Source organism: Bacillus cereus group sp. BceL220 (assembly GCF_051776965.1).
Classification (GTDB): Bacteria; Bacillota; Bacilli; order Bacillales; family Bacillaceae_G; genus Bacillus_A; species Bacillus_A cereus.
Map to the genome: position 1 here is coordinate 419270 of NZ_JBPWBC010000001.1, position 16599 is coordinate 435868.

Genomic DNA, 16599 nt, shown 5'->3' on the forward strand with positions numbered 1-16599 from the left:
AAGAGGCTTCGGCCTCTTTTTATTTTTTCACCTTTTTTTGTACATCTTTTATTAATTCATTCATCGTTTTTCCTTCTGTTTTTATATGAAGAGCTTGTGCTGTTCTCCATACATTCTCTCTTTTTTTCGCTTCTTCTATAATAGTAATTTCTTTTCTAACTTCCTTTAAATCTTTTCCTTCCGTTTTCAATCCAAAATGTTCAGCTTTCGTTCGAAAGTGTTGTTCGATTCTTTGTTGCATCTCTTTTTGTTCAGGATTTTCAGCAGCCTTAACTGGATCAGAACTTATTGCTTTTATTAAAATTAAACAAGTCATAATCGCTAATATGTATTTGTACATGTAAAATCCTCCAACCCAATATAAATTACATATTTACTATGTACAACTAGGGCTTGGAAAATTCGTCCACAAAAATTCTTTTTTCCGCTCAAAAACCAATAATATCAAGCGTTCACAACTATTTATTACATTTTATTTACAAAAAAAGCAAACCCTTTTACAAGTTTGCTTTTTCATCTATCTTATAATGCACACTCTTCAATCTCAAATCCTAAATCTGCAATCATACCCCAGTCTGCAGTCGGCTCTTGTCCAGCTGTCGTTAAGTAGTCCCCGACAAAAATAGAATTTGCTGCAAATAAACCGATTGGCTGTACAGAGCGTAAATTGATTTCACGTCCTCCTGAAATACGAATTTCTTTTGTCGGGTTTACAAAACGCATCATTGCCAGTACTTTTAAACATTCTACTGGTGTTAACTCTTTTTGCCCTTCAAGAGGTGTTCCCTTTACAGCAACAAGGAAATTACAAGGGATAGAATCTGCATCTATACGTTGTAATTCAAATGCAATTTCAGCACGCTCTTCAATTGTTTCTCCCATGCCAAAAATCGCTCCAGAGCATGGGGAAATGCCCGCTTGTTTCGCTTTTTGAACTGTATCAACACGATCATCATACGTATGAGTTGAACAAATACTATCGTAATTATTTTCATGTGTATTTAAGTTGTGGTTATAACGATGCACGCCCGCTTCCGCTAAACGTCCTGCTTGATCTTCATTTAAGAAACCTAAACAACAACAAATCTTCAAGTCTGTCGTTTCACGAATTTCCTTAACTGCTCCAATTACGTGATTTACCTCTTTATCCGTCGGACGACGACCAGACGCTACAATACAATATGTACCTGCTTTACGGCGTATTGCTTCATGTGCCCCTTCTACAATCTTCTCCTGCGTTAACCATGCATATTTATCAATCGGTGCTTCTGAAATAATAGACTGTGAGCAATATCCACAATCTTCAGGACATAATCCAGATTTCGTATTAATAATCATATTCAATTTTACTTTCTTACCAAAGTGATGATGACGAATAATGTAAGCTGCATTCATAATTTCTAGAACTTCTGTATCATCAGCTTCTAATATCGCTATTGCATCTTCTTTCGTAATCATCTTCTCTTCCACTACGTCGTATGCAAGTTTTTTCCAATCCCTTTTTGTTTGTACTTGTTTCATTTTATCTCTTCCCCTCTTTTGTTATATGCATAAATAAAGCATGATACGTTGCCATTATCCCTTCATTTCCCGTGAAGTCTCTTTCGTATATGCGCAGCATCGCACGAAAGAGTGAGGGACTTTGACAATATGATCCTTCATTGCTATTAGTCGCTCCTACTTTTCGAATAGAATGTAGAAATTCCTTAACTTCTGTAAAACTCTCTATGTAACATGTTTCAGAAACATGCACATCCCCTGTTTCTATCTTGCATATATGAAGCAACTGATCTTTCGAATAAAAACGTTGACCAATCGATGTTTCATTTTTTATATTTCTTTCTTCTTTCGCACGTTGGAACGAAGCATGCAATTCTTGAAATGTTTCATGTCCAAACGTTGAAAAGAGTAATATCCCATCTATAGACAAATGTTGAAATAAATTTCTTAACACTTGTTGTAAATTATTTAACCATTGAAATGTAGCATTTGAAATAATGACATCATATGATTCTTCTAATCGTAATCGCTCAATATCTTCACAGTGAAACGTTACATTTTTTACATTTTGTCTAGTTTGCGCAATTGCAATCATACTTTCAGCAAAATCAACTGCTGTAATATGTGCTTTCGGAAATAACTTTGATAATTGCTCTGTTACATACCCCGTCCCGCACCCCAGTTCTAAAATACGTATTGATGCCGTTTCACTATATCGTTCCTTTAAGATTGAAAGTAATGAATGTGCCATCTTTTTTTGTACATTTGCATATCGATCGTAAGATACGGCTGCCCCATTAAACCGTTTTTGTAGTAACGTTTTGTTGATCATGTCGTATCCCCTCTACAAATTGAATCATCTCATTTGCGCAATATTCAAAATTCGTTACACATAACGCATGCCCTGCATCACTTACTACTTTCAGCTCGCTGCTGCTATTCTCCGTCATACTACGTGCCGCAGACAATGGGCATATTACATCCTGTTCTCCGTGAATAAGTAGTATAGGTACTTTAATTTCTTTTAGTTCTTCTCTCATATCTGTTTCTATTAAATAATCCAAACCTAGTTGTAAAGACTGAATAGAATCACCTTTAAAACGGTCTACAATGTCTTCAAAGTTTTTATTCTCTTTTAACTCATCTTTCGTAAACATATTTTCATAAAACCGCTTGAGCGTATCTTCTTTCCTTCTCGCCAAATTCCTTTTCAGCCGTTCTACATGCAAAGCATTCCATCCGTTACTGTAATCGCTCGTATTTGTAAATTTAGCAGTACCACCAATTAATACGATGCCTTTTGCCTTAATCTTTTTATAAGCTTCAACTGCTGCTAACGCTCCTAGTGACCAACCAACTAAAATTACGTTGTCGTTATGCGCTACATCTATAATTCGTTCCACAAATTCACTTCGTTCGTTCACATTACGCCAATCTATGCATTGAACAGGATATCCTTTAAAATACGGAAGTACTAAATCCCAAATATTCTCTTCCATTCCCCATCCGGGGATAAAAATAATCTTTAGCTCGTTCATACGAAAATCTCCTCTTCTTTCGCAATGTGAATAATTCGGTCAATAGCCCATTTTAAATCAGCTATTGTATGTTGCGATGTAACTGCAAAGCGAATTCGAGAACTATGAACCGGCACAGTTGGCGGACGAATTGCAATGGCCGCAATCCCTGCCTCTTGCAACCTTTTACTAAACCGTAAAGCATGTTCATTTGAACCGACTACAATCGGTACAATATGAGTTGAGCTATTCCCAATATCAAAACCAGCATCCCTTAATTTAGTTCTGAAGTATTCTCCATTTGCTATAAGGTTCTCTCTTCTTTCGTTATCTTCTTTTACAATTTCAATTGCTTTTTGCACTGCTCCTAACGTACTTGGTGGTAAAGCTGTAGTAAAAATAAAGCTTCTCATCATATTTTGTAAATACTCTATATAAATTTCATCACCTGTCAAATACGCACCATAACACCCTAAAGCCTTGCTAAACGTCCCCATATGTATATCAATTTTTTGAGCAAGATTTTTTTCTATATGAGATAACCCAGCTCCGCCGATTCCATATATTCCACTCGCATGTGCTTCATCGACTATAATAATTGCCCCGTATTTCTCTTTCAGCTGTACTAAATCTCTCAAATAAGCAGTATCACCATCCATACTAAAAATGGTATCAGTTACGATTAATTTCCGCTTTTCAGGTGACGCTGTTTTCAACAGCTTCTCTAAATGATCCAAATCATTATGACGATACCTTTTATGCTCTGCCCCGCTTAATATGATTCCATCAACAATACTTGCGTGATTTAACTTATCACTAAAAACAATATCGTGCCGAGAGGCCAAAGAAGATATGGCACCTATATTTGCCGTATACCCACTATTTACAATTAAAGCTCTTTCAGTACCTTTCCAGTCACATATGCTTCTCTCAACCTCTTCATATAATGGATGATTTCCTACAACGAGACGAGAGGCGGTCGAACCAGTTCCATATTTTTTTGTACACGTAATAGCAGCTTCTTTTAACCTCACATCTCCAGCTAACCCTAAATAATTATTTGACGCTAAATTTAGCATCCTTTTCTCATCTCGAATAAGCCATGTCTCTGCTGCTTGTTCTGTTACATGCAAATTGCGATACTGCCCTTGCTCATGTAATTGTTGTAATTTAGATTGAAGGTGCGCCCGCCACGTTTGATTCATTTTGGATAAACTCCTCTAATTTTGAAATCATAATATATTCTTTTGCAGATTCCAAGACTACTTCTTTTGTAAACTCACCTTCAAAGAATGGTAATAAGCCTAAAACCGGTACCCCGCTCAGCTCTTCAATCATTACTTTATTTTCTTGTACCCTTTCCATTTCGCATTCTTTGCAGCCAGATAAAATGACACCTGCTACTGTTAAGCCATATGCCTTTGCATAAGCAATGGTTAAAACTGTATGATTTACTGTTCCTAATGTAGGGCGTGCTACTACAATAAGGGGAAGCTGTAATTCTTTTGCAAAATCAATTACTAAAGCGTCTTCTGTATATGGAACAGCTAGTCCACCTGCACCTTCTACAAGTAGGCTATTAAACTCTTTCGCTCGTTCATTATAGTGGTGAATAATGTCTTTTAACGTGACTGTCCTTCCAGCTCTTTTCATGGCAAGTCTCGGAGCAAGCGGTTCTTCGATAGAATAAGGGCAGATTTCATCTTCTTTTGTTGATACACCTGATAATACTTTTAGCCTTGCTGCATCTCCCTCTGGATTTGATGCAACATGTCCACTTTGCAACGGTTTATATACCCCTATGTTATACCCAAGTTCTCTAAATACACCTGCTAATGCACCTGCAACTACAGTTTTTCCCACTTCAGTATCCGTTGCTGTTATGAAAAAACCACTCATTATTCTCCCTCCGTAACATCTGAGATTGCCTTATATAAAATGCGTAACATATCATCAATCTCTTCAAAAGTAGAAGCAAGTGGTGGCATAAATACAATCGTGTTACCTAGCGGTCGTAAAATCATACCCAGCTCTCTTGAGCGTTTACATACTTGAACACCGACTCTTTCTGTCCAGCCAAACGCTTCTTTCGTTTCCTTATTCTTCACAAGCTCAATACCAACCATTAATCCGCACTGACGAATATCCCCTACATGTTTAAATGCAAAGAGCTCTTCTAATTGCGTCGCCACATATTCTGTTTTACGTGCCACTTCTTCTATTAAATTTGTTTTCTCGTATAGTTCTAGATTCGCAATTGCTACCGCACACCCTAACGGATTACCTGTATAACTATGACCGTGGAAAAACGTTTTTTGTTCTTCATATCCTCCTAAAAAGGCATTATAAATTTCATCTGTCGTTACGGTGATTGCAACTGGTAAATATCCGCCCGTTAAACCTTTTCCGGCTGTCAAAATATCCGGCGTTACATTTTCATGTTCACATGCAAACATTTTCCCAGTACGCCCAAACCCAGTCGCTACCTCATCTGTAATAAATAAAACTTTATATTTTGTACATAAATTACGTAGCCCTCTTAAGTATCCTTTTGGCATTGTAATCATACCGCCAGCACCTTGCATTAAAGGTTCCACAATAATCGCCGCAATTTCTTCATGTTTATCTTTCAGCAGCTCTTCCATTTCTTCTAAATGTTTTTTTACAATTTCGGCCTTATCATTTCCATAAGGAGAACGATATGTATATGGATAAGGCATTTTAATTGCCTCAAATAAAAGTGAACTATACACTTGGTGAAACAAGTCTATTGCTCCTACTGAAACAGCTCCAATTGTATCACCGTGATACGCTTCTTTTAATGTAACAAATCTTTGTTTCTTCGATTTTCCTTTATGCTGCCAATATTGAAATGCCATCTTAATTGCAATTTCAACAGCGCTAGAACCGGAGTCCGAATAGAATACTTTTTTCAAACCTTCTGGCACAACTTCAATTATTTTTTCGGCTAATAAAATAGATGGAACGTTAGCAAGCCCTAACATAGTAGAATGAGCAATTTTATTTAATTGCTCACGAATTGCCTCATCTAGTTCTGGCACTTGATGCCCATGAACATTTAACCAAATAGACGAAACACCGTCCCAATATTCCTGTCCATTTACATCATATAGCTTTCTTCCCTCTCCACGTTCAATAATGACAGGATCTTCTTCTAAATAATCCTTCATTTGTGTAAATGGGTGCCATACATAGGCTTTATTTTTTTCCGATAACTCTTCATATGTATAAAATGGTTTGTCAGTCGTACTCTTGCTAAAAGTCACAATTGTCACCCCTATTGTTAACTAGTTTATAAATATAGTTAACATTAAATCTAAATGACTGTCAATTATTTTTAAATCAAGTAGTTCTTAAAAAAGAACAACTTATCATACGATAAGTTGCTCTACTTTCCATGTTGTATCTTTCCGATTTCTAAAATAATCTCTTCATCCTTTTTTCCTTCTGTATCAATTCCAAGTTGCTTCGCATGCTCAATTAATAAATCATGACGCTGCTCAAATCTAGCCTTATTTACTTCTTTCGTAATTTCTTCTTTTGTTTTTCCATCACTAGAAACCCCTAGTTTCGTAGCTGCTTTCTCCATCGACTTCTTCTCTTCCGCTTCTTTCGCTTTCTTCACTTCTGACTGCTGTACTTGCTTTTGCTTCGCTTGCTCTGATTCAGCTGCAAAAGCTGTGTAAATGCCAGCACTTCCGCCAATGACTAGTAAGGTGGTAAAAAGAATTATTTTTTTCTTCACTCTTTCCTCCCCTTTCAAATTCATTATAACGCACATTTTTTAGTGTTAAAACCTATCTCCTTTATTTCCCTAAAAAAATATCACATATTTTTATTGACATGTATGATGAATATATGATAAAAATTTAACTAACATCATATGAATCGGCGTTGATAGGATTTAGTAGTATTTCGATTTCTGATTTCAGAGAACTGGTGGTCGGTGCGAACCAGTACAGAGCGAATTATGAATTACCCCCTGGAGCTTCTTTTACGAAACGTAAGGAGTAGTGAAAGACGGTTATAGACCGTTATGTCTAAAGAGTGGTGGAACGAAACTGTTTCACAATTTAGGGTGGTACCGCGAATTTTTCGTCCCTGCATATATTGCAGGGGCGTTTTTATTTTATAAGCGCATATCATATGACCCTTTATTTTGTGATACATTCATTTCACAAGCTAGGGTGGTACCGCGATTTCTTCGTCCCTGCATAATTATATGCAGGGACGTTTTTTTATCCAATCATTTCCGTATCATATAGAAGGACTAACAATTACCGATAATTTGTCACAAAATTCTAAATTTTAGAAGGAAATATACAATATTGGCGAATTTTATATAAAAAAGAGCTATTTTACATTACTTAGGAGGGGAAAACAATGGTTTCAAAAATTGAGTCTGTTCTTTTAACAATTTTTATCTTTTTCTGTATTGGTTTTAGTGTTATTCAATTAGAAGTTTCACCACACATCCCAATTTTATTTGGTATCGTTCTTTTATTAGCATTTGGATTCCTGAAGAGAATCTCTTGGTCTACTATGGAGAAAGGGATGATTAGTAGTATTTCAGCTGGTATTCCATCTATATTTATTTTCTTACTTGTAGGCGTATTAATTAGCGTTTGGATCGCAGCTGGAACTATTCCGACTTTAATGGTATACGGCTTCCAGCTTGTATCTCCAAAAATTTTCGTTCCAACTGTTTTTGTTGTTTGTGCAATTGTTGGAACGAGTATCGGTAGTGCTTTTACAACTGCTGCAACTGTAGGACTTGCTTTTATGGGAATGGGTACTGCCCTTGGATACGATCCAGCTCTTATTGCTGGTGCAATTATTTCTGGTGCATTCTTCGGAGATAAAATGTCTCCTTTATCTGATACAACAAACTTAGCGCCTGCTGTAACGGGTGTAGATTTATTTGAACATATTCGTAACATGCTTTGGACAACAGTACCAGCTTTCATTATTGCTTTTATCGCATTTTTCATTTTAGGAAGCGGATCTGGTGGAAACGTTGATTTCTCAGCATTTATTAACACACTAGAAAAAAATGCAACGATTTCTATCGTTACGCTGATTCCTATTTTATTACTGTTCCTATTCGCATTTAAAAAGGTACCCGCAGTTCCAACATTACTTGCAGGAATTGTGGTAGGGATTATTATTCTCTTTATTTTTAAACCTAGCACTTCTTTAGCTGATTTAATAAAAATTATGCAAGACGGTTACGTTTCTAAAACTGGTATCAAAGATATTGATAGCTTATTATCTCGCGGTGGCCTGCAAAGTATGATGATGTCAATTGCTCTTATTTTCCTAGCTCTTTGTATGGGAGGATTATTACAAGGAATGGGTATTATAGCGCAGCTGATGAATATTATCTCTAGCTTCGTAAAAACTAGTACACGCTTAATTATTTCTACTGCTTCAACTGCAATTGGTGTAAACTTCTTACTCGGTGAGCAATACTTATCCATCGTTTTAACAGGACAAGCATTTGCTAATAAATACGATGAAGTCGGTTTAGAACGTCGTAATTTATCACGAGTATTAGAAGATGCTGGTACAGTAATTAATCCACTCGTACCATGGGGTGTAAGTGGCGTATTCTTAACAAACGTTCTTAGCGTTCCAACATTCGATTACCTGCCATACGCAATCTTCTGTTTAGCATGTCCAGTCGTAACCATTATCGTCGGCTTTACTGGATTCGGTCTTTCATGGAAAAAAGAAAAAGCAGTACCAGTTTCATAATATAACAAAAAGGATTACCAAATCGGTAATCCTTTTTATATTTCTCGACTATCTATTCGCTTTCTTTCTTCTAAATAACATAAGTAATCCCGCTCCAACAAACGCAAGACCCGCTCCAATTGTAGAAGCAATACTTGCACCTGTTTTCGGTAAATCACGTTCTTCTTTGTTCTCACTTACAGTTGTTGTTTCTTTTGCGTTTTGATTATCTGTTGTAGTTTGTCCAGATCCAGCATTATTTCCTTCACCTGTTGGTGGTGTTGTTGGGTTTCCTCCATTATTTCCTTCACCTGTTGGTGGTGTTGTTGGATTTCCTCCATTATTTCCTTCACCCGTTGGTGGTGTTGTTGGATTTCCTCCATTATTTCCTTCACCCGTTGGCGGTGTTGTTGGATTCTCTCCACCAGTTTCCTTATCGTCATCGTTCTTCTTCGTTATATCAATTGCATATTTAGCAAATTCATTTTCAGATGGTCCAACATATGAAATCTTTCCATCTTTCTTTATATACTCTTTTGCTTTTGGTGAAGAATCAAATGTTGTAATTAATTTATCTGCAACAATCGGTTTAAACGTCCAATTTTTATCTGCTGTCGGGTTAATAACTGGCGTTTCTTGCATATACTTTACAATAATTTGACGTGTTTCATCTTGCGATTGATATACAACTTCCCCTTTACTTACACCTGGGAACGTCTGGCTACTTCCACGATAATTATTTGTAGCAACGATGAACTCTTGATCATCAGCTACTGGTTTACCTTCATATGTCATATTTACAATACGATTCGTATTTGCATTTACAACTTTTCCATCTTTATCGTATTTCGGCGGTTGTGTTACATCAATTTCATATTTTAAACCATCTATAATATCAAAGTTATATGTAGGATAGCCTATATTTACTAACGGCTGTTCTTCTGTTTTCTTTGGATTAATTTGATTAAACTGACCTGCAGACATTTCAAGCCATTCTTTCACTTGCGCTCCGTTTACTTTTACAGCATATAACGTATTCGGATATACATATAAATCTGCAACGTTTTTAATTGCTAACGTTCCAGCTGGAATATCAGTATAATATGCAGCACCGTTTCGGCCACCTGCTTTAAATGGTGCACCTGCAGATAAAACCGGAATATCTTTAATCTTTTCGTACTCTGGTTTTTTAAGTTCTTGTTCTACATACCATTTTTGCGCATTTGTCACAATTTGTACGGAAGGATCATCTTGTACTAATGAAAAATAACTATTAATTGGTGCTTTCGTTTCACCTACAGGTGTATTTACATATTCGATTGTCTTTTCATGTTCATCTTTAATTTCATTAACTAATTTTTGATCCGACTGTACTAACGGATTACCTTTACTATCAGCAATCTTACGAAGTGCTGGCTTAGGTTGATCCTTTTTTTGTACTTCCCATTTTCCGTTTACCTTTTTCAATTGCATATCAATAATACCTAAGTTACTGCCAAAAACGCCAGGCATTACAACTGGAACACCATTAAATATATCCTGCACTTCAGTATGTGAATGTCCCATTAATACTGCATCTACGTCAGGAACCTCTGTTAAATAATACGACGCGTTTTCCATACCAACGTTGTATCCACTTTTATCAACACCGGAATGAGCTAGTGCAACGATAACATCTGCACCTTCTGCTTTCATTTTTGGTACCATTTTCTTCGCTGTTTCAACTATATCTTTCGCTTTAACTTGTCCTTCTAAATTCGCTTTATCCCAATTCATAATTTGTGGTGGAACAAATCCCATTACACCAATTTTCACTATTTGTTTTTGGCCTGCTTCATCCACTACTTCTTTCTCTAAAATATGATATGGTCTATCAAAGTAATGCTCGTCATTCTCATCATTACCATCATGGTCATCTATGTAGACATTCGAGTTAATAACCGGAATTTTTGTTTTACTAGTCACTTTCTTTAAATAATCTAAACCATAGTTAAATTCATGATTCCCAAGAGAGATGACGTCATACTTCATTAAATTCATTACACGATATAATGGATGGACATAGTTAGGATCAACAGAATTCTCCTGATTTTTTATTTTATTCGCTACATAATCTCCAAGCGGCGTCCCTTGTAATGCATCCCCATCATCAAATAGGACAGAGTTCTTCACTTCTTCACGTGCTTTATTAACGAGTGTTGCCGTTTGTACGAGACCTACTTTATTATCTGTTTTCGTTTGATAATAATCGTAATTCATTAAGTTAACGTGAATATCTGATGTTTCTAGAATTCGTAAGTTAACTGTACTCTCCCCAGCGTTCTCATCTGCATGAGCTGTTGCTGGCATTACTTGCGGTGCTATAACACCAATCGCAAGAGTTGCTCCAGCTAGCATTTTTTTTGACTTTTTCACAAAAAATCCCCCTTATACAATTACCAGAAATAATGAAATGAATCCCTATCTGTCTCTAACCACATACCTTTTTTCTTCTATTAGAGACACAATTTTCATTTCACCCTGCGCTAACGAGTAGTCCCCTTAAACGCCCGATTGATGAAGACTATTAATTAATAGGAAATAAAGCTCCCACTAATTAAAGTTTCACCTTATCTGACATTATCATATATAAAGTTCTTTCCTATCGTCAATATTTTTTGACAAACTTCAACAAATTTTCTGTAAAGTTATTATAAACTTTTCATAAACATATAATATGCCCTTACATTGCTAATACTGCTGAATATGATACAATTACCAATTACAAGGAGGATGAATTTATGAAAAAAGTCATCTTAACAATTGTTTGTCTCCTCCTTCTGATCATTTCTTATTCTTATTTTGAAAAGAACGACGAGACAAAACAAAATGAATCTGAAGAAAAAACAGAAAAAACATCTGCCCCAAATTGGATTGATAAGCAAACAAACGAATCTTTTTATCATCTTGTATTAGGTGATTCACTCGCTAAAGGATATGGATCGACACAAGGTGGATTTGCTGAATTAGCTTCTAAGCAAATAGAAGCACAAATTCATAAACCAATTACAGTAGAAAACCTTGGGGTAAACGGTCTTACAACAGATCGTCTCGCTAAAAAAGTTCAATCAGAAGATGTAAAGGAAAAAATTAGAGCAGCAAATATCATTACAATTAATATTGGGGGAAATAATTTATTTCGCTTAAATCGTGATGTCGGTGTTATAGACGGTATTAAAATGTTAAATAAAGAAAAAGCCCATTTTGAAGCGGATGTAAAAAATATTGTAAAGACAGTCCGAGATCAAAATCCGGATGCTTTACTCATTCTTTCTGAACTCTATAACCCGTTACAACTCGATGACTCCATCGCAAGTTATGCAGATATGTTTTTAGATGGCTGGAATGAATCTGTTTATTCCATTGCAAAAGTGAATCAACCATCTATCGTTTTGCCAATTCGTAAATTAATATCGAATGATAAAAAAGAATTGCTCTTTGACCAAGTACACCCAAATGATAAAGGCTATACGATTATTGCCGATTCATTTACAAAAAAAGTATTGGCCTACAAATATTAAAATTCCCATGAAACAATTCTATTTTTATAACATGTCTTTTTTGTTACAATGATAGTGGAAGGGGGCCTTTATATGGAATCACGCGAGTGGGAACGTATTGTTGATCATCTTCTTTCGCTAGTGCCTCTTTTTTATCGCAAATTTATGCTTCCTGGAGAATTTTCTTCTCAAAGACATATGCCGCCATCACATACACAAGTATTACTGCTTTTGCATGAAAACGGCACATTAGCAGTTTCCGAAATCGGCAAGCGGCTAGCGATTTCACGGCCTAACATGACACCTCTATTAAACAAACTTATTCAAGAAGAACTAATAGAGCGTCATTATAGCGAAAAAGATCGACGGGTCATTTTAATTTCTCTAACAGCTGAAGGGAAATTATTAGTAAATCAGTATCAGCAATTCATTTTAGACAAACTAAAAGAAAATTTCCAAACATTATCTGAGGAAGAGCGCGAAAAGCTCATTCATTCTCTTCAAACCATTCAAAATTTAATTTTGAAAACAAACGTATAAAGCTGCTTCTAAATAGAAGCAGCTTTATGATTCGTAATAATTACCATAGTACACATTGGAATATGGCCATGTTGTTAAATATGGTTTTGTTTCCTGTGTAGGCTGTTGTTGTGGTAATTGTGGTATTTGCTGTAATTGTTGTTGCCGATATAATTCGTATTGTCTACTCGTATCATAAACCGGATAATAATTTACATATGGATATACTTGAGGTACGTAATAATAATACATTATCCTCTCCTCCTTTTTCTTAAACATATTCAAAGGAGAAAATGAATGTGACATTGTTTATAATTGTACAAGTGGTTCTCTCACTCGTTTCTTCCTTTTCTTCAAGCGTAACTTACGGTTCTTTTCGTATAAATAATGCACAACGAAATATGAAATGAGACCAAACACAACTCCTAAAATCGTCATTCCAATTAATACATACACTTCACTTTGTAATAAGCTCTTTAATATCGTAAAAATATGACTTGAAAACAAGTCCGCTATCGTAAATGGTTCATGATGAATTTTCTGTACATGAAATGGATAAATCATTTTTCCTAGCGCATACGCAAGCGGAAATAAAAATACTGGGAGAAACGATATTTTCCCAATAATATTGCCAATAACTGCCGCAGGAAAAGATCCCTTTGCTAACCTGACGATTGGATAAAATATTACATATACGAGCGATGCCGTATAAATGACTAACATTTCTAAGCCGAATCCTATAGCAAACCCTAACGATACTTTCTTTGCGCCTTCTGGCGATCGAAGCAACTTATAATATTGAAACTTTAATATTCTCCACATCCGCTGAAAAAACGAATATGTTTTCTTAGTTGTTTTCACCCTCATCATCTCTTTAACTATATTTTTATATGTAGTATGTCCTTACACACTCTGAAAAACAAATTTAGTTTTCTCTTTTATTATAAATGATATCGAAATGGTTAACTAAATATACATATGACATTTCACTATAAAAAAATACGTGTATCAACTTATTTCTACGCTGAAACCAAAAAAGCACTTGTTGCCTTTAATCGACAATCAAGTACTTTCAGTTCATATTGTTTTTAATTTGCACTAGATTTTATCTTAACCTTAAAACTTGTATATCTTGACAATTAATATCCATTTTCTTTTCTGTTCACTTCAAATATATTTTGCTCTGGCTGTATTAGTATTTATGTTTTTATAGCTGTACAGTAACAGACACTTAAAAAACATGATTGCATAAACTACCCCTTTAAAGCTAATATCTCTTCTCTATTATAGTCAATCATTACTAAAAAGTACTCGTCAAAATTCTCAAATCTATCTATTTCTTCACCCGCAAACCAAATTATTTCTCCTGGTCTAGAAGAATTAGGTAAACATAAAACAAATAAATCCCTATCAAATTCCGAAACTGCTATTGGTAATAGCTCCTGCCTTAAAACACCGCTTTCTTCTAAAACAACATCATCTATAGCTTCTAATAGTACCTGAGCATAATCCATTATAGCTGATTCCTTTAATTGCTCCGTACCAAATAAATCCAACGTTTGATAAAAAACTGCCCATCCATTGGCATATTGAAGAAATTCTCTATACATTAAATCAAGTTTATATCCCAATTCTTGTTCAATAATGCGAATAGATTTTTCATTTGCTCCCACCTCCGGAAAATGGTGTGGCCATATTTTTTCTACATCTTGTTTCATTAGCTCCTGCTTCACTAAAATCATTGTAGCTATCTTATCTTTCCAATTATTTATCGTCTACTCCTCCTCTACAAACTTAAATTTTGTAGGTTTATAACCAATTGAATATTTATTAGCCTGTCTACCTATGCTCATATTAACTTTTGGGTAAAGGTCTAACCAACTATGAGGATCCGGTTTCCCCATCCAAGTTGTATCAGGAACATGACCAACATATCCTTTGTATGTTTCTCCATTATCAGCAGCTCGCTTACCTTCTAGTCTTGCCGCACGTAAGTCTTCTTGTCTTAATTTACCTTTAGTTGATACCTTTCCTGTTGGCGATAAAGCACTAGCTTCAACCGTACCCTATGTTTTAACCTTAAAATAAAAAGCACTTGTTGTCTTTAATCGACACCCAGTGCTTTAAGTTCATCTGTTTTTAAATAGTATAGATTTTCAAGTTTTGTAGTAACAGTTTGACAGCCTTTATATGTCATGACAACTACTACGTTAAAACTTACGATTTTGTATGAGTTCATTAGTTTTATATCCATTCCATGTGTTTATATTCATCATCCAGTAAAATGTCATCTCGCCTAAGCTCGTACTTCGTTTTTCTATTCTATCATTGCACAAAGTACTCCATGATGGTACAACCATCATGGAGTATGTACTTTTTAATAGCTTATTCTTTCCACTCCAATAATAAATTCTTTTCTGTTACTTGGCCTTATGTACTTATATATCCTTTCAACTTTAAACATTAGATGCTCTTAATTACCTCATTAACAGATTCACTAAACATATCTGGGTCTTCATTTTTTATATCAATCAATAATTCTTTAATACTAATCGTAATTGATGGATCAAATCCCGAAAGTACTTTTCCATATGCTAATCTTACTTGAGGATGATTAAGAATTCTATAATGTAAAATTTCTACCCATTCTTGAGCTGAGCTAATCATCTTTGGAAAAGCTTTAGCAATACATACAAGTCCTTCTTCTATGTTATTTTTATATAAGCTCTCTATTCCATAAATCAAATCAAACATAACATCAAATTGCTCAGTCTCATCATCCAGAACTAAACATAAATCTGTAATAACAGAGACGTCGTTATACGCTATTACTTCCATTAATGACTCATTAAAATCTCGTATCTCATTCTCCCTTTCTAATAAACGATTATCGTATAATCTTTTTAAATGACTCTTTATATCCAAAGATAATCGTCCTTTCCATGTTTTATTTATCAAATAAATGTGGATAAAGCTCTTTGTTTCTTTTTATAACTCCTCGTAAACCTTCTCTTATCTCAGCAGTATATAAACCATCTTTTATATACATTCTTCGAGCATCCAAACTAGTATGAGCTAAAGTTTAAATACTCCTTTGATTTTATCTTGATAGACCATATACATTTCACGATATCTCCACCAGTTTCTTCATTTTAAAATGTTTCTTTTATCGTAATTCATTTATTTTCTTGCATAACTTAATCCTCTCGAACTAAATAGTTTTTATTCTTATCTTCCCAGTATCTATACTTATAGAGTACTTGTTCATCAAATCGCTGTAAATAACCTTCCCACTTATTCGGAATATATTCTTCAAAAGATATTGATTCCGGATAAGTGGAATAAAAAATTAAACGATCAAAATCTATGAAGAAACATTGATTATAATCATAATAGGCTTCTTCTCTATTAGTTCTTAGTTCCCTTAAAAATTCTAACCTAATATCTTCTGTAAATCTTTCATATTTTTCTATTCTTTCTAAAAAATTAGCTATTGTAGTCTCATTTAAAATACGAATGCCTTTTCTTTCTTCTCGATATTCACTAGGAGCGTACCCAGCTTGATCATAATCTAAATACCATAAATCCGGTTCAGTTATATACCAACTATCGACTAATGGGGGGAGGTAATTCTTATGCAACACCTTGAAATACATATTTCCCAATGCATTGTCGTCATATTTGAATATTAATTTAAGATCATAAGTTTTTATGTGAAACTTTTTAGATTACTAAAAAACCTTGAAAGACATATAGCCAATCAAGGT

Annotated in this window: 18 protein-coding genes and 1 other annotated feature; of the genes, 3 read left to right on the plus strand and 15 right to left on the minus strand. The window is 34.9% G+C overall.

Going from position 1 to position 16599, the window contains the following annotated elements:
- Window positions 1–19: 19 nt before the first annotated feature.
- The 8 genes from ACS2FK_RS02180 to ACS2FK_RS02215 all read right to left on the minus strand — a co-directional run bounded on the left by ACS2FK_RS02180 (window position 20) and on the right by ACS2FK_RS02215 (window position 6783).
- On the minus strand, window positions 20–340 hold the full coding sequence (locus ACS2FK_RS02180; RefSeq protein ID WP_000280032.1) for a hypothetical protein: 321 nt from the start codon (window positions 338–340) through the stop codon (window positions 20–22).
- 182 nt (window positions 341–522) lie between these two features.
- The gene (gene bioB, locus ACS2FK_RS02185) at window positions 523–1521 is read right to left on the minus strand and encodes a biotin synthase (protein WP_000815858.1); all 999 of its coding nucleotides are present in this window, start codon (window positions 1519–1521) and stop codon (window positions 523–525) included.
- 1 nt (window position 1522) lies between these two features.
- Entirely contained in the window at window positions 1523–2332 is an 810-nt protein-coding gene (gene bioC / locus ACS2FK_RS02190; RefSeq protein ID WP_000608912.1) for a malonyl-ACP O-methyltransferase BioC, read from the minus strand.
- Window positions 2298–3038 (minus strand): alpha/beta fold hydrolase, encoded by a 741-nt coding sequence (locus ACS2FK_RS02195; RefSeq protein ID WP_063548594.1) that lies wholly within the window; start codon window positions 3036–3038, stop codon window positions 2298–2300. Before ACS2FK_RS02195 ends, bioC begins: the two co-directional genes overlap by 35 nt.
- Entirely contained in the window at window positions 3035–4222 is a 1188-nt protein-coding gene (gene bioF / locus ACS2FK_RS02200) for an 8-amino-7-oxononanoate synthase (RefSeq protein WP_063548596.1), read from the minus strand. The genes ACS2FK_RS02195 and bioF overlap by 4 nt, the downstream gene beginning before the upstream one ends.
- Entirely contained in the window at window positions 4188–4916 is a 729-nt protein-coding gene (gene bioD / locus ACS2FK_RS02205) for an ATP-dependent dethiobiotin synthetase BioD (RefSeq protein ID WP_063548598.1), read from the minus strand. Before bioD ends, bioF begins: the two co-directional genes overlap by 35 nt.
- Window positions 4916–6304 carry an adenosylmethionine--8-amino-7-oxononanoate transaminase gene (gene bioA, locus ACS2FK_RS02210; RefSeq protein ID WP_063548600.1) on the minus strand — a complete coding sequence of 463 codons (1389 nt, stop codon included), beginning with the start codon at window positions 6302–6304 and terminating at the stop codon, window positions 4916–4918. The genes bioD and bioA overlap by 1 nt, the downstream gene beginning before the upstream one ends.
- 122 nt (window positions 6305–6426) lie before the next feature.
- Window positions 6427–6783 (minus strand): hypothetical protein, encoded by a 357-nt coding sequence (locus ACS2FK_RS02215; RefSeq protein WP_048655596.1) that lies wholly within the window; start codon window positions 6781–6783, stop codon window positions 6427–6429.
- Between the two features lie 140 nt (window positions 6784–6923).
- Window positions 6924–7144: a binding site (T-box leader), on the plus strand.
- Between the two features lie 277 nt (window positions 7145–7421).
- On the opposite strand from ACS2FK_RS02215, the gene nhaC reads away from it, so the two are divergent.
- Window positions 7422–8795, plus strand: coding sequence for a Na+/H+ antiporter NhaC (gene nhaC / locus ACS2FK_RS02220; RefSeq protein WP_000253736.1), 1374 nt, complete (start codon window positions 7422–7424; stop codon window positions 8793–8795).
- Window positions 8796–8843: 48 nt separating this feature from the next.
- Here the strand turns inward: nhaC and cpdB are convergent, their stop codons facing one another.
- Window positions 8844–11189 carry a bifunctional 2',3'-cyclic-nucleotide 2'-phosphodiesterase/3'-nucleotidase gene (gene cpdB, locus ACS2FK_RS02225; RefSeq protein WP_063548602.1) on the minus strand — a complete coding sequence of 782 codons (2346 nt, stop codon included), beginning with the start codon at window positions 11187–11189 and terminating at the stop codon, window positions 8844–8846.
- 365 nt (window positions 11190–11554) lie between these two features.
- Here cpdB and ACS2FK_RS02230 point away from each other — a divergent pair, with 365 nt between their 5' ends.
- Window positions 11555–12334, plus strand: coding sequence for a GDSL-type esterase/lipase family protein (locus ACS2FK_RS02230; RefSeq protein ID WP_016080356.1), 780 nt, complete (start codon window positions 11555–11557; stop codon window positions 12332–12334).
- Between the two features lie 72 nt (window positions 12335–12406).
- Complete coding sequence (locus ACS2FK_RS02235) at window positions 12407–12853, plus strand: MarR family winged helix-turn-helix transcriptional regulator (protein WP_000445819.1); 447 nt, start codon at window positions 12407–12409, stop codon at window positions 12851–12853.
- A gap of 24 nt (window positions 12854–12877) precedes the next feature.
- Here ACS2FK_RS02235 and ACS2FK_RS02240 read toward each other — a convergent pair whose 3' ends face one another.
- The 6 genes from ACS2FK_RS02240 to ACS2FK_RS02265 all read right to left on the minus strand — a co-directional run bounded on the left by ACS2FK_RS02240 (window position 12878) and on the right by ACS2FK_RS02265 (window position 16488).
- A complete protein-coding gene (locus ACS2FK_RS02240; RefSeq protein WP_063548604.1) occupies window positions 12878–13084 on the minus strand; it encodes a hypothetical protein in 207 nt (68 codons plus the stop codon).
- A gap of 57 nt (window positions 13085–13141) precedes the next feature.
- Window positions 13142–13702 (minus strand): DUF2062 domain-containing protein, encoded by a 561-nt coding sequence (locus tag ACS2FK_RS02245; RefSeq protein ID WP_043935909.1) that lies wholly within the window; start codon window positions 13700–13702, stop codon window positions 13142–13144.
- Between the two features lie 383 nt (window positions 13703–14085).
- The gene (locus ACS2FK_RS02250; RefSeq protein ID WP_063548606.1) at window positions 14086–14604 is read right to left on the minus strand and encodes an SMI1/KNR4 family protein; all 519 of its coding nucleotides are present in this window, start codon (window positions 14602–14604) and stop codon (window positions 14086–14088) included.
- Between the two features lie 332 nt (window positions 14605–14936).
- On the minus strand, window positions 14937–15071 hold the full coding sequence (locus ACS2FK_RS02255) for a hypothetical protein (protein ID WP_003271546.1): 135 nt from the start codon (window positions 15069–15071) through the stop codon (window positions 14937–14939).
- A 224-nt stretch (window positions 15072–15295) separates the two neighbouring features.
- Window positions 15296–15757, minus strand: coding sequence for an Imm30 family immunity protein (locus tag ACS2FK_RS02260; protein WP_000351980.1), 462 nt, complete (start codon window positions 15755–15757; stop codon window positions 15296–15298).
- A gap of 272 nt (window positions 15758–16029) precedes the next feature.
- Window positions 16030–16488, minus strand: coding sequence for a hypothetical protein (locus ACS2FK_RS02265; RefSeq protein ID WP_003271544.1), 459 nt, complete (start codon window positions 16486–16488; stop codon window positions 16030–16032).
- Between the last annotated feature and the right edge of the window lie 111 nt (window positions 16489–16599).